Genomic DNA, 23,832 nt, shown 5'->3' with positions numbered 1-23,832 from the left:
TATAACTTCTGAGGACTTTGTCTTCAATCTGACCACCCGTTAGACGGGTGGTTATGATTTTATAGCAAAATGTCTTTACTTTCTGGAATTACTTTTAGACGGGAAAATGTCGAGGTTAAGGTTAAATCTTTTTAGTCTTGTTAAGTTACTGTGACACCATTTATTTTGCATTGAAAATCAATCTAAAAAAAGGTAGAATGGTTTAGTAGATATTTTGGAGGAAATCATGTCTTATACGAATTTGAAGTTGTTTGCTTTATCGTCTAACCAGGAATTAGCAGCAAAAGTTGCTGATAAAATGGGTATTGAACTCGGAAAATCAAGTGTTCGTGAATTTTCAGATGGTGAGATTCAAGTTAATATTGAAGAATCTATCCGTGGTCATCACGTTTTTATTCTTCAATCTACAAGCTCTCCTGTAAATGATAATTTGATGGAAATCTTGATTATGGTTGATGCGCTAAAACGTGCAAGTGCAGAAACGATTAGTGTTGTTATGCCTTATTATGGTTATGCACGTCAAGACCGTAAGGCACGTTCACGTGAGCCAATCACATCTAAATTGGTTGCTAATATGCTTGAGGTTGCAGGTGTTGATCGACTTTTGACAGTTGACCTCCATGCTTCTCAAATTCAAGGATTCTTTGATATTCCTGTAGACCATTTGATGGGTGCACCACTTATTGCAGATTACTTTGATCGTGCTGGTCTTACTGGAGATGATGTTGTTGTTGTTTCTCCAGACCATGGTGGTGTGACTCGTGCACGAAAACTTGCTCAATGTTTGAAAACACCAATCGCAATCATTGATAAGCGTCGTAGTGTTGATAAAATGAACACTTCTGAGGTTATGAATATCATTGGTAACGTTGAAGGTAAAACATGTATCTTGATTGATGATATGATTGATACTGCAGGTACAATCTGTCATGCGGCGGATGCGCTTGCTGAAGCTGGTGCAACTCATGTCTATGCCTCATGTACTCACCCTGTATTGTCAGGTCCAGCACTTGATAATATTCAAAAATCTGCTATTGAGAAGCTTGTCGTATTGGACACTATTTATCTTCCAGAAGAACGTTTGATTGATAAGATTGAACAAATTTCAATTGCTGATTTGATTTCAGAGGCAATTATTCGTATTCATGAAAAACGTCCATTGTCACCTTTGTTTGAAATGGGCCATAAATAGACTAAAGCTAGCTTGGGCTAGCTTTTTTTGGTGTTTAAATGCGTTTGAGTTTTTGATATAATGTAAGGCATAATTGCAAAGAGGTGACAGTGATGGATTTAACACAACGTTTTAATAAAAATTTAGATAAGATTGAAGTTTCGATGATTCGTCAGTTTGACCAATCAATTTCAGATGTACCAGGTATCAAAAAGTTGACACTTGGTGAACCTTATTTTACTACTCCAGATCATGTGAAAGAAGCAGCTAAAGCTGCTATCGATGCTAACCAGTCTCACTATACAGGTATGTCAGGACTTCCTGCTTTGCGTCAAGCTGCGGCAGATTTTGTTAAGGAAAAATATAATCTTACTTATAACCCAGATAATGAAATATTGGTGACTATTGGAGCTACAGAAGCCCTTTCTGCAACATTGACTGCTATTTTGGAGCCAGGAGATACGATTCTTTTACCTGCACCAGCCTATCCTGGATATGAACCGATTGCAAATCTAGTTGGTGCTGAAATTGTTGAAATTGATACAACAGCTAATGATTTTGTTTTGACTCCGGAGATGTTAGAAAAGGCAATTTTGGAGCAGGGAGATAAACTTAAAGCAGTTTTGCTTAACTACCCAACTAATCCAACAGGTGTGACTTACTCACGTCAACAGATTAAAGATTTGGCTGAAGTTCTGAAAAAATACGATATTTTTGTTGTTAGCGATGAAGTTTACTCTGAGCTAACTTATGTAGACCAACATGTATCTATTGCTGAGTATTTGCCAGAACAAACGATTTTGATTAATGGTTTGTCTAAATCTCATGCGATGACGGGCTGGCGTATTGGTTTGATTTTTGCACCTGCAGTCTTGACGGCTCAGTTGATTAAGAGTCACCAGTATTTGGTAACAGCTGCAGCTACTATGGCACAATTTGCAGCTATTGAAGCCTTATCTGCTGGTAAGGATGATGCCCAGCCAATGAAAGTTGAGTATTTGAAGCGTCGTGATTATATTCTTGAAAAAATGACTGAACTTGGTTTCAAAATTATTAAACCTGATGGTGCTTTCTACATCTTTGCTAAGATTCCAGAAGGCTATACTCAAGATTCCTTTAAGTTCTGTCAAGACTTTGCTCGTGAAAAAGCTATTGCGATTATCCCAGGGGTTGCTTTTGGGAAGTATGGCGAAGGCTATGTTCGTTTGTCGTATGCAGCTAGCATGGATACTATTGAAACAGCTATGGCTCGTTTGAAAGAGTTTATGGAAGAACATGCAGAAGCTTGAGAGTAGAGGGCTTGTCCTCTTCAATCGTAATTATCGTGAGAATGATAAGCTAGTTAAGATTTTTACCGAGCAAGCTGGGAAACGGATGTTTTTTGTTAGAGGTGGTGGGTCAGGTAAATTAAGTGCTGTGATTCAACCTTTAACCATCGCTGAGTTCATGATGACTGTAAATGATGAGGGCTTATCTTTCATAGAGGATTATAGCCATGCAGAGTCCTTCAAGGAAATTACAAGCGATATTTTCAAGCTGTCTTATGCGACTTATTTAGCTGCTCTGACGGATGCTGCTATTGCTGACGGTGTGGCAGATGCACAATTATTTGCATTCTTGGAGAAGACGCTTGAATTAATGGAAGAAGGCTTGGATTATGAAATCTTGACTAATATCTTTGAGATTCAGGTTTTAGACCGTTTCGGTGTACGATTGAATTTTCACGAGTGTGTCTTTTGCCATCGTGTGGGGCTTCCTTTTGATTTTTCGTATAAGTTCTCGGGGCTACTTTGTCCAAATCACTATGCAGAGGATGAAAGGCGTAGTCACTTGGATCCTAATGTACCTTATCTTTTAGATCGTTTTCAGGGGCTTTCTTTTGAGGAATTGAGAAGCATATCTGTTAAGGATGACATGAAACGAAAGCTACGACATTTTATTGATGACCTATATGATAATTATGTTGGAATACATCTTAAAAGTAAGAAGTTTATTGATAATCTAAATTCTTGGGGTCATATTATGAATAAAGAAGATAGTGCTGACTAGACATTATCTTCTTTTTGTTTCACGTGAAACAGGAAAGTAATGGTTTTCAGTCTCAGGGGTTAAAATGCAAGTCAGTTCGTGCTATAATAAGAAGATAATAAGCTGAAAGACTCTGCTAGAAACAGTGAACTAGTCTATTTTAGTTACATAATATTTTATTGATAGAAATCTGAGTTTATGTTTGATGGCAGAGGACAAGAGGGAGAATGCTATGCATGTAATTGCAGTAGATGCTATGGGTGGCGATAATGCGCCACAAGCAATTGTAGAGGGAGTCAACCAAGCTATAGCAGATTTCAAAGATATTGAAATCCAGCTTTATGGTGATGAATCTAAAATTAAGACCTATTTGACAGCGAATGAACGTGTGAGCATTGTGCATACTGATGAAAAGATAAATTCGGATGATGAGCCAGCTAAAGCCATTCGCAAGAAGAAAAAAGCTTCAATGGTCTTAGGTGCACAGGCTGTTAAGGAGAAAAAAGCAAGTGCCGTGATTTCTGCGGGAAATACAGGTGCCCTTCTGGCTGCAGGTCTCTTCGTGGTTGGACGTATTAAGGGAGTTGAGCGTCCAGGTCTTATGTCAACAATGCCAAGTTTTACTGGTCAACCCTTTGATATGCTTGATTTGGGTGCTAATGCGGAAAATACAGCTAGTCATTTGCATCAATATGCTATTTTAGGATCTTTTTATGCTAAAAATGTGCGTGGAATTGCCAATCCTCGTGTAGGTCTCCTTAATAATGGGACTGAGGAAACAAAGGGGGATAGTCTTCGTAAGGAGGCTTTTGAGCTCTTATCTAAGGAGCCAAGTATTAACTTTGTTGGTAATGTTGAGGCGCGTGAAATCATGTCAGGAGCTGCTGACGTGGTAGTTGCTGATGGTTTCACAGGAAATGCAGTTCTTAAGGCAATTGAGGGAACGGGACTTGGTGCCATGAAGACTCTTAAGTCAGCTATCATGAATGGTGGTCTTAAAGCTAAGTTAGGTGCCTTCCTATTGAAAGACAGCCTAAAAGGGATGAAAGAGACTATGGATTACTCTAGCGCTGGAGGTGCGGTTCTCTTTGGTCTTAAAGCTCCCGTAGTAAAATGTCATGGATCTAGTGATGCTAAGGCGGTTTACTACACTATTAAGCAGGTTCGTACGATGCTTGATACTAAGGTTGTTGAGCAGCTAGTTGAAGCCTTTAGTCCGAAAGAGGAGGCTAACTGATGAGTAGAGTAGAAATTCTTCAGAAAATGCAGCTCGTAATTCAAGAGCAGATGGGTAAAGAGGACATTGTTTTAACCGAAGCTACCAAATTAGATGACTTGGGTGTGGATTCAATAGAGCTTATGGAATTCATTATTAATTTGGAGGATGAGTTCGATCTTGAGATTTCCGATGATACTATTGACCATATGGTTAAGGTAGCTGATTTGTTGGACTATTTGTCTGAGAAATTGAATAAAGAATAAGAAAGCTAGACGTAATAATATAATAGTTGTGTACTATACGATTGTTATTTTGTTGGAGTGAGGCAAGAAACTAAATGTTATATGGATTTAGTTCTGTCACACTCTTTTTTTCTATACATTATTTATTAAGAAACTCTAAAAAAGGACTAAAACACGAACGTTATTTTTTTGCTCAAGTAATAAAGTTTGCTATATGTTGGTTTTTGGATTCTGGTGTGGTATAATTAAGACGAATAAACTTGAAAGGCGAACAATTCCATGTCAAACCAACTGATTTATACTGGGAAAGCTAAAGATATTTATAGTACAGAAGACGAAAATGTGATTAAGTCGGTCTATAAGGACCAGGCAACCATGCTTAATGGTGCTCGTAAGGAGACTATTAAAGGAAAAGGTGTGCTAAATAATCAGATTTCGTCTCTTATTTTTGAAAAATTGAATGCTGCGGGTGTAGCTACTCACTTTATCGAACGTATTTCTGATACCGAACAACTTAACAAGAAAGTTACTATCATTCCTTTGGAGGTTGTTCTTCGTAATGTGACTGCGGGTTCTTTCTCTAAACGTTTTGGCGTTGAAGAAGGTTTGGACTTAAAAACTCCAATCGTTGAATTTTACTACAAGAACGATGATTTGGATGACCCATTCATCAATGATGAGCATGTGAAGTTCTTGGATATTGCCAATGATGAACAAATTGCTTATATCAAGGAAGAAACGCGTCGTATCAATGAATTACTAAAAGATTGGTTTGCACAAATTGGTCTTCGCTTGATTGACTTCAAATTGGAATTTGGTTTTGATAAGGATGGCAAGATTATCTTGGCAGATGAATTCTCACCAGATAACTGCCGCCTCTGGGATGCTGAAGGGCACCATATGGACAAGGATGTCTTCCGTCGTGATCTTGGTAGCTTGACAGATGTTTATGAAGTTGTATTGGAAAAATTGCAAGGATTGAAGTAGCCTTTTACAAATAGAATACTTGGTCTTCACTACAATCTTTAAGTAGAAATAGATAAAGGAAATAAAATGGATAAACGTATTTTCGTTGAGAAAAAAGCTGATTTTCGTGTGAAATCTCAGTCTTTAGTAAAAGAATTAAAGCATAATCTTCAGTTGAAAACTTTGAATGATCTTCGTATTGTTCAGGTTTACGATGTCTTTAATTTGGCAGAGGACTTGTTTGCGCGTGCGGAAAAACACATCTTCTCTGAGCAAGTGACTGATACTGTTTTGGACGAGGCTGCGGTTAAGGCTGATCTTGAGAAGTATGCTTTCTTTGCTATCGAAAGTTTGCCTGGTCAATTTGACCAACGTGCGGCATCTTCACAAGAAGCTTTGCTTTTGCTTGGTAGTTCAAATGATGTAACAGTGAACACAGCGCAACTTTACTTGGTTAACAAGGATATTGATGCGAATGAGTTGGAAGCTGTCAAAAACTACCTTTTGAACCCAGTGGATTCTCGTTTCAAAGATATCACTGTTGGCATTGCTAAACAGGATTTCTCTGAGTCTGACAAGACCATTCCAAGCTTGGATTTCTTTGAAACTTATACGGCAGAAGATTTTGCTAAGTATAAGGCTGAGCAAGGATTGGCAATGGAAGTGGATGACCTTCTCTTCATTCAAGATTACTTCAAATCCATTGGACGTGTACCAACTGAGACTGAGTTGAAGGTTTTGGATACTTACTGGTCTGACCACTGTCGTCACACGACTTTCGAAACTGAGTTGAAAAACATCGACTTCTCAGCTTCTAAATTTGAAAAACAATTGCAAGCGACTTATGACAAGTATATTGCCATGCGTGATGAGTTGGGACGTACAGAAAAACCTCAAACCTTGATGGATATGGCGACTATTTTTGGTCGTTATGAGCGTGCTAATGGTCGTTTGGATGATATGGAAGTGTCTGATGAAATTAATGCCTGCTCAGTTGAAATTGAAGTGGATGTCAATGGTGTGAAAGAACCATGGCTTCTCATGTTCAAGAATGAAACCCACAACCACCCAACTGAAATCGAACCATTTGGTGGAGCGGCTACTTGTATCGGTGGTGCCATTCGTGACCCATTGTCAGGTCGTTCATACGTTTACCAAGCTATGCGTATCTCAGGTGCTGGTGATATTACAACACCAATTGCTGAAACTCGTGCTGGTAAATTGCCACAACAAGTGATTTCTAAAACAGCGGCACACGGTTATTCTTCATACGGTAACCAAATTGGTTTGGCAACAACTTATGTTCGTGAATACTTCCACCCAGGTTTCGTTGCTAAGCGTATGGAGCTAGGTGCAGTTGTCGGTGCGGCTCCTAAAGAAAATGTTGTCCGTGAAAAACCTGAAGCAGGTGATGTGATTATCTTGCTTGGTGGTAAGACTGGACGTGACGGTGTCGGTGGTGCGACAGGTTCTTCTAAAGTTCAAACGGTTGAATCTGTTGAAACAGCTGGTGCTGAAGTTCAAAAAGGGAATGCCATCGAAGAACGTAAGATTCAACGTCTTTTCCGTAATGGGGATGTGACACGTCTTATCAAGAAATCAAATGACTTTGGTGCTGGTGGTGTATGTGTGGCTATTGGTGAATTGGCAGATGGTCTTGAAATTGATCTAGACAAAGTGCCATTGAAATACCAAGGCTTGAACGGTACAGAAATTGCCATCTCGGAATCTCAGGAACGTATGGCTGTAGTGGTTCGTCCAGAAGATGTAGATGCCTTCGTTGCTGAATGTAATAAAGAAAATATTGATGCTGTTGTCGTTGCGACAGTAACTGAAAAACCAAATCTTGTCATGCACTGGAATGGTGAAACAATCGTTGATTTGGAACGTCGTTTCCTTGATACAAACGGTGTACGTGTGGTTGTAGATGCTAAGGTGGTTGACAAGGATGTCAAGCTTCCAGAAGAACGTCAAACATCTGCTGAAACCCTTGAAGCTGATACTCTTGAAGTCTTGGCTGACCTTAACCATGCCAGTCAAAAAGGTTTACAAACCATCTTTGATAGTTCAGTTGGTCGTTCAACAGTCAATCATCCACTCGGTGGTTGCTACCAAATCACACCAACGGAAGCTTCTGTACAGAAATTGCCAGTCCAACATGGCGTTACAACAACTGCTTCTGTTATGGCGCAAGGATTCAACCCTTATGTAGCAGAATGGTCTCCATATCATGGCGCTGCCTATGCAGTAATCGAAGCAACAGCTCGTTTGGTTGCTGCTGGTGCAAATTGGTCTAAGGCTCGTTTCTCTTATCAAGAATATTTCGAGCGTATGGATAAACAAGCAGAGCGTTTTGGTCAACCAGTATCAGCTCTCCTTGGATCAATCGAAGCTCAGATTCAACTTGGTTTGCCATCTATCGGTGGTAAAGACTCTATGTCTGGTACCTTTGAAGAATTGACAGTACCACCAACCTTGGTTGCTTTTGGGGTAACAACTGCAGATAGCCGTAAGGTTCTTTCTCCAGAATTCAAAGCTACTGGTGAAAATATTTACTACATTCCTGGTCAAGCTTTGGCACAAGAAATTGACTTCGATCTTATCAAGTCTAACTTTGCTAAGTTTGAAGCCATCCAAGCTGACTATAAAGTCAGATCTGCATCAGCTGTCAAATATGGTGGTGTGGTTGAAGCTCTTGCCCTTGCAACATTTGGTAACCATATTGGTGCCACTGTAACCCTTGAAAATCTTGAGACTGCCTTGACAGCTCAATTGGGTGGATTCGTCTTCACATCTCCGGAAGAGATTTCAGGTGTTGCCAAGATTGGACAAACAGCAGCTGACTTTACACTTACTGTCAATGGTGTAACGCTTGATGGACACAAACTTGACAGTGCCTTCCAAGGTAAATTGGAAGAGGTTTACCCAACGGAATTTGCACAAGCAACTGAGTTGGAAGAAGTACCAGCTGTGGCATCAGATGCTGTGATCAAAGCTAAAGAAACAGTTGAGATACCAGTGGTTTACATCCCAGTATTCCCAGGTACTAACTCTGAGTACGATTCAGCTAAGGCCTTTGAAAAAGAAGGTGCAAAAGTTAACTTGGTACCATTTGTAACACTTAATGAGGAAGCTATTGTCAAGTCTGTTGACACCATGGTTGACAATATCGAAAAAGCTAACATTATCTTCTTTGCAGGTGGCTTCTCAGCAGCGGATGAACCAGATGGATCAGCTAAATTTATCGTTAACATCTTGCTCAATGAAAAAGTACGTGCAGCCATTGATAGCTTCATCGAACGTGGTGGTTTGATTATTGGTATCTGTAACGGATTCCAAGCCCTTGTTAAATCAGGTCTTCTTCCATACGGTAACTTTGAAGATGCAAGCAGCACTAGTCCAACCCTCTTCTACAATGATGCCAACCAACACGTGGCTAAGATGGTTGAAACACGTATTGCCAACACGAACTCACCATGGCTTGCTGGAGTAAAAGTTGGTGACATCCATGCCATCCCAGTATCACACGGTGAAGGTAAATTTGTCGTGACAGCTGAGGAATTCGCAGAGCTTCGTGACAATGGTCAAATCTTTACCCAATATGTTGACTTTGAAGGTAAACCAAGCATGGATTCTAAATACAATCCTAACGGATCTGTAAATGCTATCGAAGGTATCACAAGTAAGAACGGTCAAATTATTGGTAAGATGGGTCACTCAGAACGTTTTGAAGACGGTCTCTTCCAAAATATTCCAGGAAATAAAGACCAACACCTCTTTGCGTCAGCGGTTAAATACTTTACTGGAAAATAGGACTGGAGTGACTAGGACGATTGGTGTGTTTTGAGAAGTAAAAGAAGGCTTGTGAAGTATTTGAATAAATTAATTGATATACTTGATGTTGAAAAAAAGATTCAATTGAAAAAAATATTATCTAGAGAGATGAAAGTAATGAAGGAGGAATTAAAGCCAAGAAAGTGTTTGCTTTGTGATAAAGATACTACAAGTTTTTGTAACTCTCACACCATTCCACGGTTATCGTTAAAAAATATTTCTGAGACTGGTAAGTTGACTCAAGCAGGTTATTTAATAGGGAGCGATCTGTCAGATAATGATAAGGGAGTGAGTAATTCGGGAACAATACAAATTATCTGTCGTAAATGCGATTCATTTTATTTTCAGGAATATGAAAATGAAATGAATCTCATGTCTTATCCTAGCGATAAAATGTTATCACAACTTGCGTTGAAAAATTTCCTTTTGGAATTAGTTAGAAGAAGAGAGGAAAAATATTTTTTTGAAAAATCAATGTCTGATAATACGATTAAGAAAGCTTTATACATAAGGATACCGGAGATTTCTAATAAAACATTAGAGAATACATCTCAAAAAATAAAGGATTTTCACAATTCTTTTGATTATGATATTGAAGATTTTCAAAATGAAATTTTACTCCATAAAACTGCTATTGAAGACAATCTTAAAGGAGCATATCAAATTATTTTTCATGAGGTGCTCCCCTATAAGACACCAATTGCGTTTCAAGGATCATTAACTTTGATTAGAGATATGTATGGATATCCAGTGAATGATACGAATAACCATTCAAAAAATAATCGTATTCAGAAGTTGCATCTAGCTATTTTACCATTAAAAGAAAAGACAACGGTGCTAGCTTTTTATCATAAAAGGGATAGGAAATATAAATCTCTAAAAAGTCAATTTAATAGTAGCGCTCGATTGAAGAAACTGGATTTTCTTAATTATTTAATATTTGCCTATACTGAAAACTATTACTTTAGCCCGAAAATTAAAGAAAAAATTAGAACAAATGATAAGCTTGTGTTACTTAGTCAAGAACTTTTCGGTAAACCTAATTTGGGTCAGTATGTAGGAGTTGATAGTTATAAGAGAGTCGAGCCAGACGAAATTCCTAATTTTCTTTTAGAAGAGTGGGCTATAATATAAAAATAAATAAAAGGTATAAAAAATGACATACGAAGTTAAATCTCTTAATGAAGAATGTGGTGTTTTTGGTATCTGGGGTCACCCGGATGCTGCCAAATTAACTTATTTCGGACTTCACAGTCTCCAACACCGTGGTCAAGAGGGAGCAGGAATTCTCTCAAATGATGCGGGTCAATTGAAGCGTCATCGTGATATGGGGCTTCTCTCAGAAGTTTTCCGTGATCCAGCCAACTTGGATAAGCTAACTGGAACGGCTGCTATCGGTCATGTTCGTTATGCGACTGCTGGTGAAGCTTCTGTAGACAATATTCAACCATTCATGTTTAAGTTTCACGATGGACAGCTTGGTCTTGCTCATAATGGGAATTTGACTAATGCAGAGTCACTAAGACATGAGTTGGAGAAAAATGGAGCTATCTTAAACTCAACTTCTGACTCAGAAATCTTAGCTCACTTGATTCGTCGTAGCCACAACCCATCATTCATGGGTAAAGTAAAAGAAGCTCTGAGCACTGTTAAAGGTGGATTTGCTTATCTTCTTATGATTGAGGACAAGCTTATTGCAGCTTTGGATCCAAATGGCTTCCGTCCCCTTTCTCTTGGTAAGATGAGCAATGATGCTATCGTGGTTTCATCTGAAACATGTGCCTTTGAGGGTGTTGGTGCAGAATGGATTCGGGATGTAAATCCAGGTGAGGTTGTTATCATCGATGATAATGGCATCACTTACGATAACTATACAACGGATACGCAATTGGCTGTTTGTTCGATGGAGTATATCTACTTTGCCCGTCCTGATTCAAATATCCAAGGGGTCAATGTCCATACAGCTCGTAAACGTATGGGGGCTCAATTGGCACGTGAATTCAAACATGAAGCAGATATAGTCGTTGGTGTGCCTAATTCATCACTTAGCGCAGCCATGGGATTTGCGGAAGAATCAGGCTTGCCAAATGAAATGGGTTTGATTAAAAACCAATACACTCAACGTACCTTTATCCAACCAACACAAGAATTGCGTGAGCAAGGAGTTCGTATGAAGCTCTCTGCCGTATCAGGTGTTGTGAAAGGAAAACGTGTGGTTATGATTGACGACTCTATTGTACGTGGGACAACATCACGTCGTATCGTTAATTTGCTAAAAGAAGCAGGAGCAACAGAGGTCCACGTAGCAATCGGTAGCCCAGCCCTTGCCTACCCATGTTTCTACGGTATCGATATTCAAACACGTAAGGAATTGATCGCCGCCAATCATACGGTTGAGGAAACACGCGAAATCATTGGTGCGGATAGCTTGACTTACTTGTCCATTGATGGCTTGATTGATTCTATTGGAATTGACACAGATGCACCAAACGGTGGCCTTTGTGTGGCTTACTTTGATGGTAAATATCCAACACCATTGTATGACTACGAAGAACGCTATTTGGAAAGTTTGAAAGAACACACTTCTTTCTATTAAGAGCAGTGCAGAAGAAAAAAGAGGAAAAAATTATGTCTAAAAATGCTTACGCTTCACGTCTCACTACTGACTAAAAGCTAAAGCATTTGTCAGTAGACACTTTGCCCTATGGGGTCAAAGCTAGAGACCTGACTAGTATTTTTAGATAAAAAGATGGTTCATCTAAAAATACGTCGCACTCTTTCTCGAAAAAAGAAAAGGAATAAATAAAATGACAAATAAAAATGCTTACGCTCAATCGGGTGTGGATGTTGAAGCAGGTTATGAAGTTGTTGAACGTATCAAAAAACACGTTGCCCGTACAGAGCGTGCAGGTGTCATGGGAGCTCTCGGTGGCTTCGGTGGTATGTTCGACCTTTCAAAAACAGGTGTTAAAGAGCCTGTTTTGATCTCAGGTACAGATGGTGTCGGTACTAAACTCATGCTTGCTATTAAGTACGACAAACACGATACTATCGGTCAAGACTGTGTTGCTATGTGTGTTAACGATATCATCGCCGCAGGTGCTGAGCCCCTTTACTTCCTTGACTACGTAGCAACTGGTAAAAATGAACCAGCTAAATTGGAGCAGGTCGTTGCTGGTGTTGCTGAAGGTTGTGTGCAAGCTGGTGCAGCCCTTATTGGTGGTGAAACTGCTGAAATGCCTGGTATGTATGGTGAAGACGACTATGATTTGGCAGGTTTCGCGGTAGGTATCGCAGAAAAATCTCAAATCATCGACGGCTCAAAAGTATCTGAAGGTGACGTGCTTCTTGGACTTGCTTCAAGTGGTATCCACTCAAATGGTTACTCACTCGTGCGTCGTGTCTTTGCTGATTACACAGGTGAAGAAGTTCTTCCAGAACTTGAAGGCAAAAAACTTAAAGACGTTCTTCTTGAACCAACTCGTATCTACGTCAAAGCAGCTTTGCCACTCATCAAAGAAGAATTGGTTAACGGTATTGCCCACATCACAGGTGGTGGTTTCATCGAAAATGTACCACGTATGTTCTCAGATGACTTGGCTGCTGAAATTGATGAAAGCAAAGTGCCAGTTCTTCCAATTTTTAAAGCCCTTGAAAAATATGGTGAAATCAAACATGAAGAAATGTTTGAAATCTTCAACATGGGTATTGGTCTCATGCTTGCGGTTAAACCAGAAAATGTTGAACGTGTCAAAGAACTTCTTGACGAACCTGTTTATGAAATTGGTCGTATTGTGAAGAAAGATGGCGCAAGTGTGGTGATAAAATAATGGTGAAATCACCATTTTATACGGAGAAATTGTAGAAAGGAGTGTTTAGTTAGCAAGCCTAACTGAACACGGGACTCATTTTCTAGGAAAAAAGAGAAATCATTGCTGGGTGCTTGCACACAAAATGATTTCCTATTTTTCTACGAAACTGTTCGGCTAGCCGAAACGTCCCTTTGTATCGAATATGAAGATTGCTGTTTTTGCCTCTGGCAACGGCTCAAACTTTCAGGTGATTGCGGAACAATTTCCAGTAGAATTTGTTTTTTCAGATCACCGTGATGCCTATGTCTTAGAACGTGCCAAGAATCTTGGTGTGACTAGCCATGCCTTTGAGCTCAAGGAATTTGACAATAAAACGGCTTATGAAGAAGCTATCGTCAAACTCTTGGATGAACACCAGATTGATTTGGTTTGCTTGGCGGGTTATATGAAAATCGTTGGCCCAACCTTGCTGGCAGCTTATGAAGGTCGTATCATAAATATCCACCCGGCTTATCTTCCTGAATTTCCAGGTGCTCATGGCATTGAGGATGCTTGGAATGCAGGTGTTGACCAGTCTGGTGTGACTATTCACTGGGTGGATTCTGGTGTTGATACCGGTAAGGTTATCAAACAAGTCCGTGTGCCACGCCTTGAAGGTGATACCCTTGATACTTTCGAAACTCGTATCCACGAAACAGAGTACAAGCTCTATCCAGAAGTCTTGGATAGTTTGGGAGTTGCACGAAAATAAGAAAGCCCTAGAGCTGAAAGATAATTTTTGACTGTAGTAGCTAAAGAACTTTTTTAAAAAAGGAAAAGAAAGAAAATGACTAAACGAGCACTTATTTCAGTCTCAGACAAAGCGGGCATTGTTGAATTTGCCCAAGAACTCAAGAAACTTGGTTGGGATATCATCTCAACAGGTGGGACCAAAGTTGCCCTTGATAATGCTGGGGTAGACACCATTGCCATCGATGATGTGACTGGTTTCCCAGAAATGATGGACGGTCGTGTGAAGACTCTCCACCCAAATATCCATGGTGGTCTCCTCGCTCGTCGTGACCTCGATAGCCACCTCCAAGCGGCTAAGGATAATAATATCGAACTTATCGACCTTGTTGTGGTAAACCTTTACCCATTCAAGGAAACCATCCTCAAACCAGACGTAACTTATGCTGATGCGGTTGAAAACATCGATATCGGTGGGCCATCTATGCTTCGTTCAGCAGCTAAAAACCACGCTAGCGTAACAGTTGTGGTAGACCCTGCTGACTATGCTGTTGTTCTTGACGAATTGTCAGCAAACGGCGAAACAAGTTACGAAACTCGTCAACGTTTGGCAGCAAAAGTATACCGTCACACAGCTTCATACGACGCTTTGATTGCGGAATACTTCACAGCTCAAGTGGGTGAAACAAAACCTGAAAAACTCACTTTGACCTATGACCTCAAGCAACCAATGCGTTACGGTGAAAACCCTCAACAAGACGCAGACTTCTACCAAAAAGGTTTGCCAACGGCTTACTCAATTGCTTCAGCTAAACAGCTTAACGGTAAAGAATTGTCTTTCAACAATATCCGTGACGCTGATGCCGCTATCCGTATCATCCGTGATTTCAAAGACCGTCCAACAGTTGTGGCTTTGAAACACATGAACCCATGTGGTATCGGTCAAGCTGACGACATCGAAACAGCTTGGGACTACGCTTATGAAGCTGACCCAGTATCAATCTTCGGTGGTATCGTAGTCCTCAACCGTGAAGTTGACGCTGCGACAGCTAAGAAAATGCACGGTGTCTTCCTTGAAATCATCATTGCACCAAGCTACACAGACGAAGCGCTTGAAATCTTGACAACTAAGAAGAAAAACTTGCGTATCCTTGAGTTGCCATTTGACGCTCAAGACGCTAGCGAAGTGGAAGCAGAATACACTGGTGTTGTTGGTGGTCTCCTCGTTCAAAACCAAGACGTTGTTAAAGAAAGTCCAGCTGACTGGCAAGTGGTTACTAAACGCCAACCAACAGAGACAGAAGCGACAGCTCTTGAGTTTGCTTGGAAAGCTATCAAGTATGTGAAATCAAATGGTATCATCGTAACTAATGACCACATGACACTTGGTGTTGGCCCAGGTCAAACCAACCGTGTGGCTTCAGTCCGTATCGCCATTGAGCAAGCTAAAGACCGCCTTGATGGTGCTGTTCTTGCTTCAGATGCCTTCTTCCCATTTGCAGATAACGTAGAAGAAATCGCCAAAGCAGGTATCAAAGCAATCATCCAACCAGGTGGATCAGTACGTGACCAAGAGTCAATCGAAGCTGCTGATAAACATGGTTTGACAATGATCTTTACAGGCGTTCGTCACTTCCGTCATTAAGAATTTACAAAGCATCCAAGAAATTGGATGTTTTTTAGATTCCTTAAGCTTCCTTTAAGCTCTCCAAGTTATACTAATACCATCCTAAATAACTTTTTTCATTTTCATAATCTCCCAAGAGGTGGTCCAAGTGGCTGCCTTTTTTGTGTCCAAATTTGGATACATACCCATATCTCCGAACAAATATGTTATAATGGTTATGTATAATTCGTGAAAATTGCTAATTTTTCCGAATGATTGTCGTTAACGGGCATTTGCCCCTAGTCTTATTTGATATTGAGGTATCTTTCAAATGAAACTTTTGGTTGTTGGTTCTGGTGGTCGTGAACATGCGATTGCCAAGAAATTATTGGAGTCTAAGGACGTTGAGCAAGTTTTCGTGGCTCCTGGTAATGACGGGATGACATTGGACGGTCTTGATTTGATCAATATCGGAATTTCCGAACATTCTAAGCTGATTGACTTCGCAAAAGCGAACGATATTGCTTGGACCTTTATCGGTCCAGATGATGCCCTTGCAGCTGGTATCGTGGATGATTTCAATGCGGCTGGACTCAAAGCCTTTGGTCCGACAAAGGCTGCGGCTGAGCTTGAGTGGTCTAAGGATTTTGCTAAGGAAATCATGGTCAAATACGATGTTCCGACAGCAGCCTATGGCACATTTTCAGATTTCGAGGAAGCCAAGGCCTACATCGAGGAAAAAGGCGCTCCAATCGTCGTCAAGGCAGACGGCTTGGCCCTTGGGAAAGGTGTCGTCGTTGCTGAAACGGTTGAGCAAGCCGTCGAAGCTGCTCACGAGATGCTTTTGGACAATAAATTCGGTGACTCAGGTGCGCGTGTGGTCATCGAGGAATTCCTTGACGGGGAAGAGTTCTCTCTCTTTGCTTTTGTCAATGGGGACAAGTTCTACATTATGCCAACGGCTCAGGACCACAAACGTGCTTATGATGGTGACAAGGGCCCTAACACTGGTGGGATGGGGGCATATGCGCCAGTTCCTCACTTGCCACAGAGCGTGGTTGACACGGCGGTTGACACTATTGTCAAGCCAGTTCTTGAAGGCATGATTAAAGAAGGTCGTCCTTACACTGGTGTCCTTTACGCTGGTCTTATCTTGACAGCTGACGGTCCTAAAGTTATCGAGTTCAACTCACGTTTTGGAGATCCTGAAACGCAAATCATCTTGCCTCGTTTGACATCTGACTTTGCACAAAATATCACCGATATTTTGGACGGCAAAGAGCCAGACATCACTTGGACGGACAATGGTGTGACACTAGGCGTGGTTGTAGCCTCAAACGGCTACCCACTCGCTTATGAGAAGGGTGTTAAACTTCCAGCCAAGACAGAGGGCGATATCATCACTTACTATGCTGGTGCCAAATTCGCTGAAAATGGCCAAGACCTCCTCTCAAACGGAGGACGTGTCTACATGCTTGTCACAACAGCAGATACCGTCAAAGATGGCCAAAACATTATCTACAGCGAACTCAACAAACAAAACACAGAAGGCCTCTTCTATCGGACGGATATCGGTAGCAAGGCTAACAAATAAAACTATTTGAAAATCTTCGATTGACTGTGTTAAAGCTCCTTGATGAACTTTAGTTCTATCTTCGTCGCTTTGCCTTGTCACTCTATGATTTTCTTTGAGTTTTCGAATATCAATGCTATTTTAGGCGACGAAGTCGCCAATCCGATAATGGTCGTTTGATTTGCGAGCGTTAGCGAGCTAGTATAGGATAATCGTCGCAGTAGTGGAACTCCTAGTAGCAGAGCTACTAGGAGCGGAAAACTGGAGACTCAGGCTCCAGTTTTAGTAATGAAACGCTACAGGCGGTCGCTTACGTCCGCACTACATTAGACGATTATCAAAAAAGGAGAAAAAATGAAACCAGTAATTTCCATTATCATGGGCTCAAAATCCGACTGGGCAACCATGCAAAAAGCTGCTGAAGTCCTCGACAACTTCGGTGTCGCTTACGAAAAGAAAGTTGTTTCCGCACACCGTACACCAGACCTCATGTTCAAACATGCCGAGGAAGCACGTAGCCGTGGCATCAAGGTCATCATCGCTGGTGCGGGTGGCGCTGCTCACTTGCCAGGGATGGTTGCTGCTAAAACAACCCTTCCAGTCATTGGTGTGCCAGTCAAATCACGTGCCCTTAGCGGTGTGGATTCGCTCTATTCTATCGTTCAGATGCCAGGTGGTGTACCAGTCGCAACCATGGCTATCGGTGAAGCTGGTGCGACTAATGCTGCCCTCTTTGCCCTCCGTCTCCTCTCAGTAGAAGACAAGGCCATTGCGGACGCACTTGCTAACTTTGCTGAAGAACAAGGAAAAATCGCAGAGGAGTCTACAAATGAGCTCAACTAAAACCATTGGTATCATCGGTGGTGGCCAGCTCGGACAGATGATGGCTATTTCAGCTATCTACATGGGCCACAAGGTTATCACCCTTGATCCTGCAGTAGATTGCCCATCTTCTCGTGTGTCTGAGGTTATCGTGGCACCCTATGATGATGTAGATGCCCTTCGTCAGTTGGCAGACCGCTGTGATGTTCTCACTTATGAATTTGAAAATGTCGACGCTGACGGCCTTGACGCTGTTATCAAAGACGGTCAGCTTCCACAAGGGACAGACCTGCTTCGCATTTCACAAAACCGTATTTTTGAGAAGGACTTCCTCTCAAACAAGGCTAAAGTAACCGTTGCTCCTTACAAGGTCGTGACATCTAGCCTTGATTTGGAAGATATTGACCTTTCTAAAAAATACGTCCTCAAGACTGCGACAGGTGGTTACGATGGCCACGGTCAAAAAGTCATCACATCAGCTGACGATTTGGAAGAGGCAAATGCCCTTGCTAACTCGGCCGAGTGTGTCTTGGAAGAGTTCGTTAACTTCGACCTTGAAATTTCTGTCATCGTGTCTGGTAACGGCAAGGATGTGACGGTTTTCCCAGTTCAGGAAAATATCCACCGCAACAATATCCTCTCTAAAACTATCGTGCCTGCTCGCATTTCTGACAGTCTAGCTGAGAAAGCTAAAGCTATGGCAGTGAAGATTGCCGAGCAACTTAACCTCTCTGGTACTCTCTGTGTGGAAATGTTTGCGACAGCTGATGACATCATCGTCAACGAAATCGCACCACGTCCGCACAATTCAGGACACTACTCAATCGAAGCCTGCGACTTTTCACAGTTTGACACGCACATCTTGGGTGTTCTCGGAGCACCACTTCCAGCAATCCACCTTCATGCACCAGCTGTCATGCTCAACATCCTCGGCCAACACGTCGAAGCAGCTGAGCGTTATGTCACAGAAAATCCAAGTGCTCACCTCCACATGTATGGTAAACTAGAAGCGAAGCACAACCGCAAAATGGGTCATGTGACTTTGTTTAGTGATGAACCAGATAGTGTGGTTGAGTTTGGGAAAGGAATTGATTTTTAAATGGATAGAACTTCAAGATATTTAATCATCTCGAAAGAAAATAAGTCAAAAAAAAATATACATTCTGATATACACAAATTATTACAGTCGATTAATGATACTACAGGTTTATCTTGTGATAAGAATCTTGTTAGTGTTCAAGGACGTTCGTTTAGATATGAATTAAAGATGATGAACACTGATTCCCAAGAAGATAATAAAAAATTTTTCGTATTAATTTTTTACTTAGAAAAAGAGTCAGATATCGAACAGTTTGAGTTCATGGATAGTGAGCTTAATAATTTTATTGAGTCATACAATAATTTAGAAATGTTTATATTAGAGGATGCTTTATCTCAATATTATAGCAAGGAAGCTTATGAATTAATTCATGTTATTGAAAATAAGACTCGTGCATTAATCTCTGAGGTAATGTTTTTGAAATCTAATACTCAAAATTGGGAGACCCGTCTGACAAATAGTTTATCAATTAGAGACAATAGAAAATCGAAAGAGAAAAAATATAAACCTTTAGATGGCAAATATTTTAGTGATTTATCCAAAATATTATTTACTATCTATGAAGAAAAAAATGATGAAAACCATGGCCAAGAAAATTTTATAGAAGCTCTAGGAAATTTAGATTCAGTTATATCAAACATTTCAAAAAATCTAGAAGTAGGGGACTTAAATAATTGGCAGGATATAGAAAAAAAACTACGGATGGCAAATAGCGAAATTTTAAAGACTTCTCCAAGGTCTATATGGGATAGATATATATCAGATAGCATCAAAGAGAGTGATAAACTATCAAATAGTTTGAGTACTGTTCTTAGTCAGTCTATCGCAAAAAGAAATGCTATTGCTCATAATACGTTTTTTCGCAAAGATGACTATGAAACATTAAAAAAGGATGTTGAAAAGGTTGTTTCTCAAATATCAAAAGCCTTAAATTCTTTTGAAGATAATCTTATTTCTAAATATACTTATGTTGAAGAAAATGAAATGTTGGATACATTGGACGCTTTAGTTGGTGTAGATTCAGATAAAGAAAACAATCCAGATGATATAGAAGATGATTTAACGATAATAGTCCCAGCACAAGAAGAAGGGTTTCAACAAGTATTCTTAGAAGATCATGAATGGTATGATATTCGTATAGGTAAGACAAAGAAAAATAAAATTCGATATATTGCGGGCTATGAGGTTGCACCTAGAAGTGGTATACAATATGTTGCAAAAGTAAAAGATATTGTTGAATCAGATAATTTTTTAGGATATTGGAAACTTATTTTTGATGGGAAACCAGAAAAATATGCCAACTTAATTCCGTTAGGAGATACTTACCCACCACAAAATATTAGATATACAACAAAACATGCACTAGATGAAGTTGCAAAAAATGGTGAAACTCTAGAAAAAATTTTTAATAATCCGTACTAAATAGAAATTATTATATGAAATTAAAATATGATTATAGAATGACTAAGAATATGTCAATCCTTTTATAAACAAAAATTTAAAGAAAAGGTAAAGTTCTAGTATTTTTACTTAGGTTAAAAACATCTTTTTATTTATAAAAAATATAAATAAAAAGAAAGGAACATGGGTACTTGTATTTTCTAAAACGGAATACAGTGTTCGAATTTAATCAATTTTTATGATTCAACTCATCGTCAGCGCATTTGTTGAGAAAGATAAGACTGGAGCAGTCGTTGAAGTCTTGTATGCTAGTAGCAATCACGAAAAAGTGAAAGCTAAGTATGAAGAGTTGGTTGCTCAATATCCTGAAAACTATATAGCTATCTATGATTTGCCGATGGATACTGATTTGAATAAACTAGATCACTATCCATCAGTGTGGATTGGGAAAGAGGAGTTTGAGTAGGAGACCTTAATGGCGATATTTAATTTTGGAAAACCCAAAGATGAAGCTTTAGAAAATAAAATTCAGAGATTAAATCAAGAGATTGCTATTCAAAAAGCAAAACTGGCAGATTTAAAAGCTCAAATAAAGATAGCAGACGATATAGTCTCGTTAAATACTGAGTTATCTCAGAAACGGTCAGAATTATTTGCTATTCAGAACGAGATTTCCTTAGCTAATGACACACTTGGATTACAAGAGTTTGGATTTTTTGAAAGACAGTATAAGTTTTCTGATAGCACAAAATATAAGGAAGCTTTAGATAATTTGAGAAAACAGCAGAAAGACTTAGTTAAATCTGGTCAGGCTGGTAGAATTATAGTACCTATGCTTTTAGATAATAATCAAAGCAAGGGAAGGGCAATGCAGAATCAGCTTATTAAAGCAGCTATTCGTGGCTTTAATGGTGAAGCGGATGCCTTGTTAGTAAAAGTTTCTGTTTCGAATGTTGAAAAGAAAATTCAGGCATTGAAGAAAGCATTCCAACAACTGAATAGAATGTATTCACGTAATCAAATTGAAATTACGATACCCTATCTAAATTTGAAAATTGAAGAATTACGTCTAGCTGCTGAGTTTGAGCTACAAAAGCAAGAAGAAAAAGAATTACTTCGAGAGCAAAGAGCAAAAGAGCGTGAGGACAAAAAACTTCAGGCTGAAATTAAAGCACGTCGAAAGCAATTGGAAAAAGATAGAACTCACTTTAAAAATATGATTTCTAAGGTTGAGGAACTTTTGAAAAATGCTACTGGTGAAGAGTTTGAAGAACTTCAGAGACAGTTATCTGAGTACCAAGATAAATTATCTGAATTAGATGAAATCGAAGAAGATATTGATTATCGTGAAGGTCATGCAACTGCCGGCTACGTATATGTAATCTCTAACATTGGTTCTTTTGGTGAAGATGTTTATAAAATTGGAGTTACTCGTCGTTTAGAACCTCTTGAACGCATCAGGGAATTAAGTAGTGCGTCTGTACCTTTTCAATTTGATGTTCATGCTTTGATTTTTAGTGAGGAAGCCTTTGCATTAGAGACTGAATTACATAATCAACTAAGTGAGTATAAGGTTAATAAAGTAAATAACCGTAAAGAATACTTCAAGGTTCCATTTAAAAAAATTAAGGCACTTTTGGATAAACACGAAGAGTTAACTATAGAATTAAATGAGAACGCTGAAGCATTCGAATATAGACAGACTCTACTGAAGGGGTAGCTATAGATGAAGTGGTTATTTTTAGTATTATTTATTGGGTGTGGGGTAAATGCATTAGGTTTATCTTCTGATGATAATGAAGATGAATTAGATGAAAACGAAACATTTTATTCAAATGTAACTTCTGCAGAACAACCTCAGACCTCTAAAGAAGAAAGACTAAAGTGGGCAGTTGCTACGGCAGTATTTCTAGTTTTATTTTTGATATTTGCATTTTTTAGATAATTTAAAGGAGAAACAACAATGATCGAACGTTACTCTCGCCCTGAGATGGCGAATATTTGGACTGAAGAAAATAAATACCGTGCTTGGCTTGAGGTGGAAATCTTAGCTGACGAGGCATGGGCTGAGTTGGGGGAAATCCCTAAGGAAGATGTGGCTTTGATTCGTGAAAAAGCGGACTTTGACATCGACCGTATTTTGGAAATCGAGCAGCAAACACGTCACGATGTGGTTGCCTTCACACGTGCGGTTTCTGAAACGCTTGGTGAAGAGCGCAAGTGGGTTCACTATGGTTTGACTTCTACTGACGTGGTAGACACTGCCTATGGTTACCTCTACAAACAAGCCAACGACATCATCCGCAAGGACCTTGAAAACTTCCTCAACATCATCGCTGATAAAGCAAAAGAACACAAGTTCACTATCATGATGGGTCGTACCCACGGTGTGCACGCTGAGCCTACAACTTTTGGTCTTAAATTGGCAACTTGGTACAGCGAAATGAAACGTAACATCGAGCGTTTCGAGCATGCAGCTGCTGGTGTGGAAGCTGGTAAGATTTCTGGTGCGGTTGGTAACTTTGCCAATATCCCACCATTTGTTGAAAAATACGTCTGCGATAAACTTGGTATCCGTGCTCAAGAAATCTCTACACAGGTACTTCCTCGTGACCTTCACGCTGAGTATTTTGCAGTTCTTGCTAGCATCGCAACATCTATCGAACGTATGGCAACTGAAATCCGTGGTCTTCAAAAATCAGAACAACGTGAAGTGGAAGAGTTCTTTGCTAAAGGTCAAAAAGGGTCTTCAGCAATGCCTCACAAACGTAACCCTATCGGTTCTGAAAACATGACAGGTCTTGCGCGTGTTATCCGTGGTCACATGGTAACAGCTTATGAAAACGTAGCCCTTTGGCACGAACGTGATATCTCTCACTCATCAGCTGAGCGTATCATCGCACCAGATACAACTATCTTGATTGACTACATGCTCAACCGTTTCGGAAACATCGTTAAGAACTTGACAGTCTTCCCAGAAAACATGATCCGCAACATGAACTCTACATTTGGTTTGATCTTCAGCCAACGTGCGATGCTTACTTTGATTGAAAAAGGTATGACTCGTGAGCAAGCTTACGACCTTGTTCAACCTAAGACAGCTCAATCATGGGATAACCAAGTAGACTTTAAACCACTTCTTGAATCAGATCCAGAAGTAACATCACGCCTCACTCAAGAAGAAATCGACGAAATCTTCAACCCAGTTTACTACACTAAACGTGTTGATGAAATCTTCGAACGCATCGGTTTGGGTGACTAATCTAAACAAAATAGTAGAAAGCAGGTTTGCCCTGCTTTTTTATTTGAAAAAAACATTAAAAATAGCGC

The 23,832-nt window shown here is 39.9% G+C and carries 20 protein-coding genes; all 20 read left to right on the top strand.

The genetic code is table 11. The features are described from left to right. Nucleotides 1-226: 226 nt before the first annotated feature. The 20 genes from HMPREF2877_RS05700 (at nt 227) to purB (ending at nt 23,764) form a co-directional block, all read left to right on the top strand. Complete coding sequence (locus HMPREF2877_RS05700) at nt 227-1,192, top strand: ribose-phosphate diphosphokinase (RefSeq protein ID WP_002886286.1); 966 nt, start codon at nt 227-229, stop codon at nt 1,190-1,192. 92 nt (nt 1,193-1,284) lie between these two features. Further along, a complete protein-coding gene (locus tag HMPREF2877_RS05695; protein ID WP_070579087.1) occupies nt 1,285-2,460 on the top strand; it encodes a pyridoxal phosphate-dependent aminotransferase in 1,176 nt (391 codons plus the stop codon). Further along, nucleotides 2,447-3,220 carry a DNA repair protein RecO gene (gene recO / locus HMPREF2877_RS05690; protein WP_002886288.1) on the top strand — a complete coding sequence of 258 codons (774 nt, stop codon included), beginning with the start codon at nt 2,447-2,449 and terminating at the stop codon, nt 3,218-3,220. The genes HMPREF2877_RS05695 and recO overlap by 14 nt, the downstream gene beginning before the upstream one ends. Nucleotides 3,221-3,431: 211 nt before the next feature. Beyond that, nucleotides 3,432-4,436 carry a phosphate acyltransferase PlsX gene (gene plsX, locus HMPREF2877_RS05685; RefSeq protein ID WP_002886289.1) on the top strand — a complete coding sequence of 335 codons (1,005 nt, stop codon included), beginning with the start codon at nt 3,432-3,434 and terminating at the stop codon, nt 4,434-4,436. Next, entirely contained in the window at nt 4,436-4,681 is a 246-nt protein-coding gene (locus HMPREF2877_RS05680) for a phosphopantetheine-binding protein (protein ID WP_002886291.1), read from the top strand. The genes plsX and HMPREF2877_RS05680 overlap by 1 nt, the downstream gene beginning before the upstream one ends. Nucleotides 4,682-4,939: 258 nt before the next feature. Next, entirely contained in the window at nt 4,940-5,647 is a 708-nt protein-coding gene (gene purC / locus HMPREF2877_RS05675; RefSeq protein WP_002886293.1) for a phosphoribosylaminoimidazolesuccinocarboxamide synthase, read from the top strand. Nucleotides 5,648-5,713: 66 nt separating this feature from the next. Next, a complete protein-coding gene (locus HMPREF2877_RS05670; protein ID WP_070579084.1) occupies nt 5,714-9,439 on the top strand; it encodes a phosphoribosylformylglycinamidine synthase in 3,726 nt (1,241 codons plus the stop codon). A gap of 51 nt (nt 9,440-9,490) precedes the next feature. Next, nucleotides 9,491-10,594 carry a hypothetical protein gene (locus HMPREF2877_RS05665; protein ID WP_070579081.1) on the top strand — a complete coding sequence of 368 codons (1,104 nt, stop codon included), beginning with the start codon at nt 9,491-9,493 and terminating at the stop codon, nt 10,592-10,594. Between the two features lie 22 nt (nt 10,595-10,616). Then, nucleotides 10,617-12,056 (top strand): amidophosphoribosyltransferase, encoded by a 1,440-nt coding sequence (gene purF, locus HMPREF2877_RS05660; RefSeq protein WP_014633732.1) that lies wholly within the window; start codon nt 10,617-10,619, stop codon nt 12,054-12,056. 211 nt (nt 12,057-12,267) lie between these two features. Further along, on the top strand, nt 12,268-13,290 hold the full coding sequence (gene purM / locus HMPREF2877_RS05655) for a phosphoribosylformylglycinamidine cyclo-ligase (RefSeq protein ID WP_070579077.1): 1,023 nt from the start codon (nt 12,268-12,270) through the stop codon (nt 13,288-13,290). A gap of 184 nt (nt 13,291-13,474) precedes the next feature. After that, nucleotides 13,475-14,023, top strand: a complete 549-nt coding sequence (gene purN, locus HMPREF2877_RS05650) for a phosphoribosylglycinamide formyltransferase (protein ID WP_002886299.1) — start codon at nt 13,475-13,477, stop codon at nt 14,021-14,023. 75 nt (nt 14,024-14,098) lie between these two features. Continuing rightward, nucleotides 14,099-15,646 carry a bifunctional phosphoribosylaminoimidazolecarboxamide formyltransferase/IMP cyclohydrolase gene (purH, locus tag HMPREF2877_RS05645; protein WP_004181944.1) on the top strand — a complete coding sequence of 516 codons (1,548 nt, stop codon included), beginning with the start codon at nt 14,099-14,101 and terminating at the stop codon, nt 15,644-15,646. A gap of 292 nt (nt 15,647-15,938) precedes the next feature. Beyond that, entirely contained in the window at nt 15,939-17,201 is a 1,263-nt protein-coding gene (purD, locus tag HMPREF2877_RS05640; RefSeq protein ID WP_070579074.1) for a phosphoribosylamine--glycine ligase, read from the top strand. Between the two features lie 333 nt (nt 17,202-17,534). Then, nucleotides 17,535-18,023: a 5-(carboxyamino)imidazole ribonucleotide mutase gene (purE, locus tag HMPREF2877_RS05635; protein ID WP_014633767.1), complete on the top strand. Its 489-nt coding sequence runs from the start codon at nt 17,535-17,537 to the stop codon at nt 18,021-18,023. Then, nucleotides 18,010-19,101, top strand: coding sequence for a 5-(carboxyamino)imidazole ribonucleotide synthase (gene purK / locus HMPREF2877_RS05630; RefSeq protein WP_070579071.1), 1,092 nt, complete (start codon nt 18,010-18,012; stop codon nt 19,099-19,101). Before purE ends, purK begins: the two co-directional genes overlap by 14 nt. Further along, on the top strand, nt 19,102-20,523 hold the full coding sequence (locus HMPREF2877_RS05625) for a hypothetical protein (RefSeq protein WP_070579068.1): 1,422 nt from the start codon (nt 19,102-19,104) through the stop codon (nt 20,521-20,523). Between the two features lie 217 nt (nt 20,524-20,740). After that, nucleotides 20,741-20,968, top strand: a complete 228-nt coding sequence (locus HMPREF2877_RS05620; RefSeq protein WP_021144798.1) for a hypothetical protein — start codon at nt 20,741-20,743, stop codon at nt 20,966-20,968. 9 nt (nt 20,969-20,977) lie between these two features. Further along, nucleotides 20,978-22,222: an SNIPE associated domain-containing protein gene (locus HMPREF2877_RS05615; protein ID WP_070579065.1), complete on the top strand. Its 1,245-nt coding sequence runs from the start codon at nt 20,978-20,980 to the stop codon at nt 22,220-22,222. 6 nt (nt 22,223-22,228) lie between these two features. Then, nucleotides 22,229-22,447: a hypothetical protein gene (locus tag HMPREF2877_RS05610; RefSeq protein WP_042766863.1), complete on the top strand. Its 219-nt coding sequence runs from the start codon at nt 22,229-22,231 to the stop codon at nt 22,445-22,447. A gap of 18 nt (nt 22,448-22,465) precedes the next feature. After that, nucleotides 22,466-23,764 (top strand): adenylosuccinate lyase, encoded by a 1,299-nt coding sequence (gene purB, locus HMPREF2877_RS05605; protein ID WP_002886310.1) that lies wholly within the window; start codon nt 22,466-22,468, stop codon nt 23,762-23,764. Nucleotides 23,765-23,832: the final 68 nt, after the last annotated feature.

Source organism: Streptococcus sp. HMSC072D03 (genome assembly GCF_001812855.1).
In the GTDB taxonomy this organism is placed as follows: domain Bacteria; phylum Bacillota; class Bacilli; order Lactobacillales; family Streptococcaceae; genus Streptococcus; species Streptococcus salivarius_D.
The sequence above is the reverse complement of the archived record's forward strand: the minus strand, read 5'-3'. Positions and strand labels throughout refer to the sequence as shown.

What these genes read in the sequence shown, in the direction of transcription:
- HMPREF2877_RS05700 (WP_002886286.1), top strand. Translation starts at nt 227, where the DNA reads ATGTCTTATACGAATTTGAAGTTGTTTGCTTTATCGTCTAACCAGGAA.
- HMPREF2877_RS05695 (WP_070579087.1), top strand. Translation starts at nt 1,285, where the DNA reads ATGGATTTAACACAACGTTTTAATAAAAATTTAGATAAGATTGAAGTT.
- recO (WP_002886288.1), top strand. Translation starts at nt 2,447, where the DNA reads ATGCAGAAGCTTGAGAGTAGAGGGCTTGTCCTCTTCAATCGTAATTAT.
- plsX (WP_002886289.1), top strand. Translation starts at nt 3,432, where the DNA reads ATGCATGTAATTGCAGTAGATGCTATGGGTGGCGATAATGCGCCACAA.
- HMPREF2877_RS05680 (WP_002886291.1), top strand. Translation starts at nt 4,436, where the DNA reads ATGAGTAGAGTAGAAATTCTTCAGAAAATGCAGCTCGTAATTCAAGAG.
- purC (WP_002886293.1), top strand. Translation starts at nt 4,940, where the DNA reads ATGTCAAACCAACTGATTTATACTGGGAAAGCTAAAGATATTTATAGT.
- HMPREF2877_RS05670 (WP_070579084.1), top strand. Translation starts at nt 5,714, where the DNA reads ATGGATAAACGTATTTTCGTTGAGAAAAAAGCTGATTTTCGTGTGAAA.
- purF (WP_014633732.1), top strand. Translation starts at nt 10,617, where the DNA reads ATGACATACGAAGTTAAATCTCTTAATGAAGAATGTGGTGTTTTTGGT.
- purM (WP_070579077.1), top strand. Translation starts at nt 12,268, where the DNA reads ATGACAAATAAAAATGCTTACGCTCAATCGGGTGTGGATGTTGAAGCA.
- purN (WP_002886299.1), top strand. Translation starts at nt 13,475, where the DNA reads ATGAAGATTGCTGTTTTTGCCTCTGGCAACGGCTCAAACTTTCAGGTG.
- purH (WP_004181944.1), top strand. Translation starts at nt 14,099, where the DNA reads ATGACTAAACGAGCACTTATTTCAGTCTCAGACAAAGCGGGCATTGTT.
- purD (WP_070579074.1), top strand. Translation starts at nt 15,939, where the DNA reads ATGAAACTTTTGGTTGTTGGTTCTGGTGGTCGTGAACATGCGATTGCC.
- purE (WP_014633767.1), top strand. Translation starts at nt 17,535, where the DNA reads ATGAAACCAGTAATTTCCATTATCATGGGCTCAAAATCCGACTGGGCA.
- purK (WP_070579071.1), top strand. Translation starts at nt 18,010, where the DNA reads ATGAGCTCAACTAAAACCATTGGTATCATCGGTGGTGGCCAGCTCGGA.
- HMPREF2877_RS05625 (WP_070579068.1), top strand. Translation starts at nt 19,102, where the DNA reads ATGGATAGAACTTCAAGATATTTAATCATCTCGAAAGAAAATAAGTCA.
- HMPREF2877_RS05620 (WP_021144798.1), top strand. Translation starts at nt 20,741, where the DNA reads ATGATTCAACTCATCGTCAGCGCATTTGTTGAGAAAGATAAGACTGGA.
- HMPREF2877_RS05615 (WP_070579065.1), top strand. Translation starts at nt 20,978, where the DNA reads ATGGCGATATTTAATTTTGGAAAACCCAAAGATGAAGCTTTAGAAAAT.
- HMPREF2877_RS05610 (WP_042766863.1), top strand. Translation starts at nt 22,229, where the DNA reads ATGAAGTGGTTATTTTTAGTATTATTTATTGGGTGTGGGGTAAATGCA.
- purB (WP_002886310.1), top strand. Translation starts at nt 22,466, where the DNA reads ATGATCGAACGTTACTCTCGCCCTGAGATGGCGAATATTTGGACTGAA.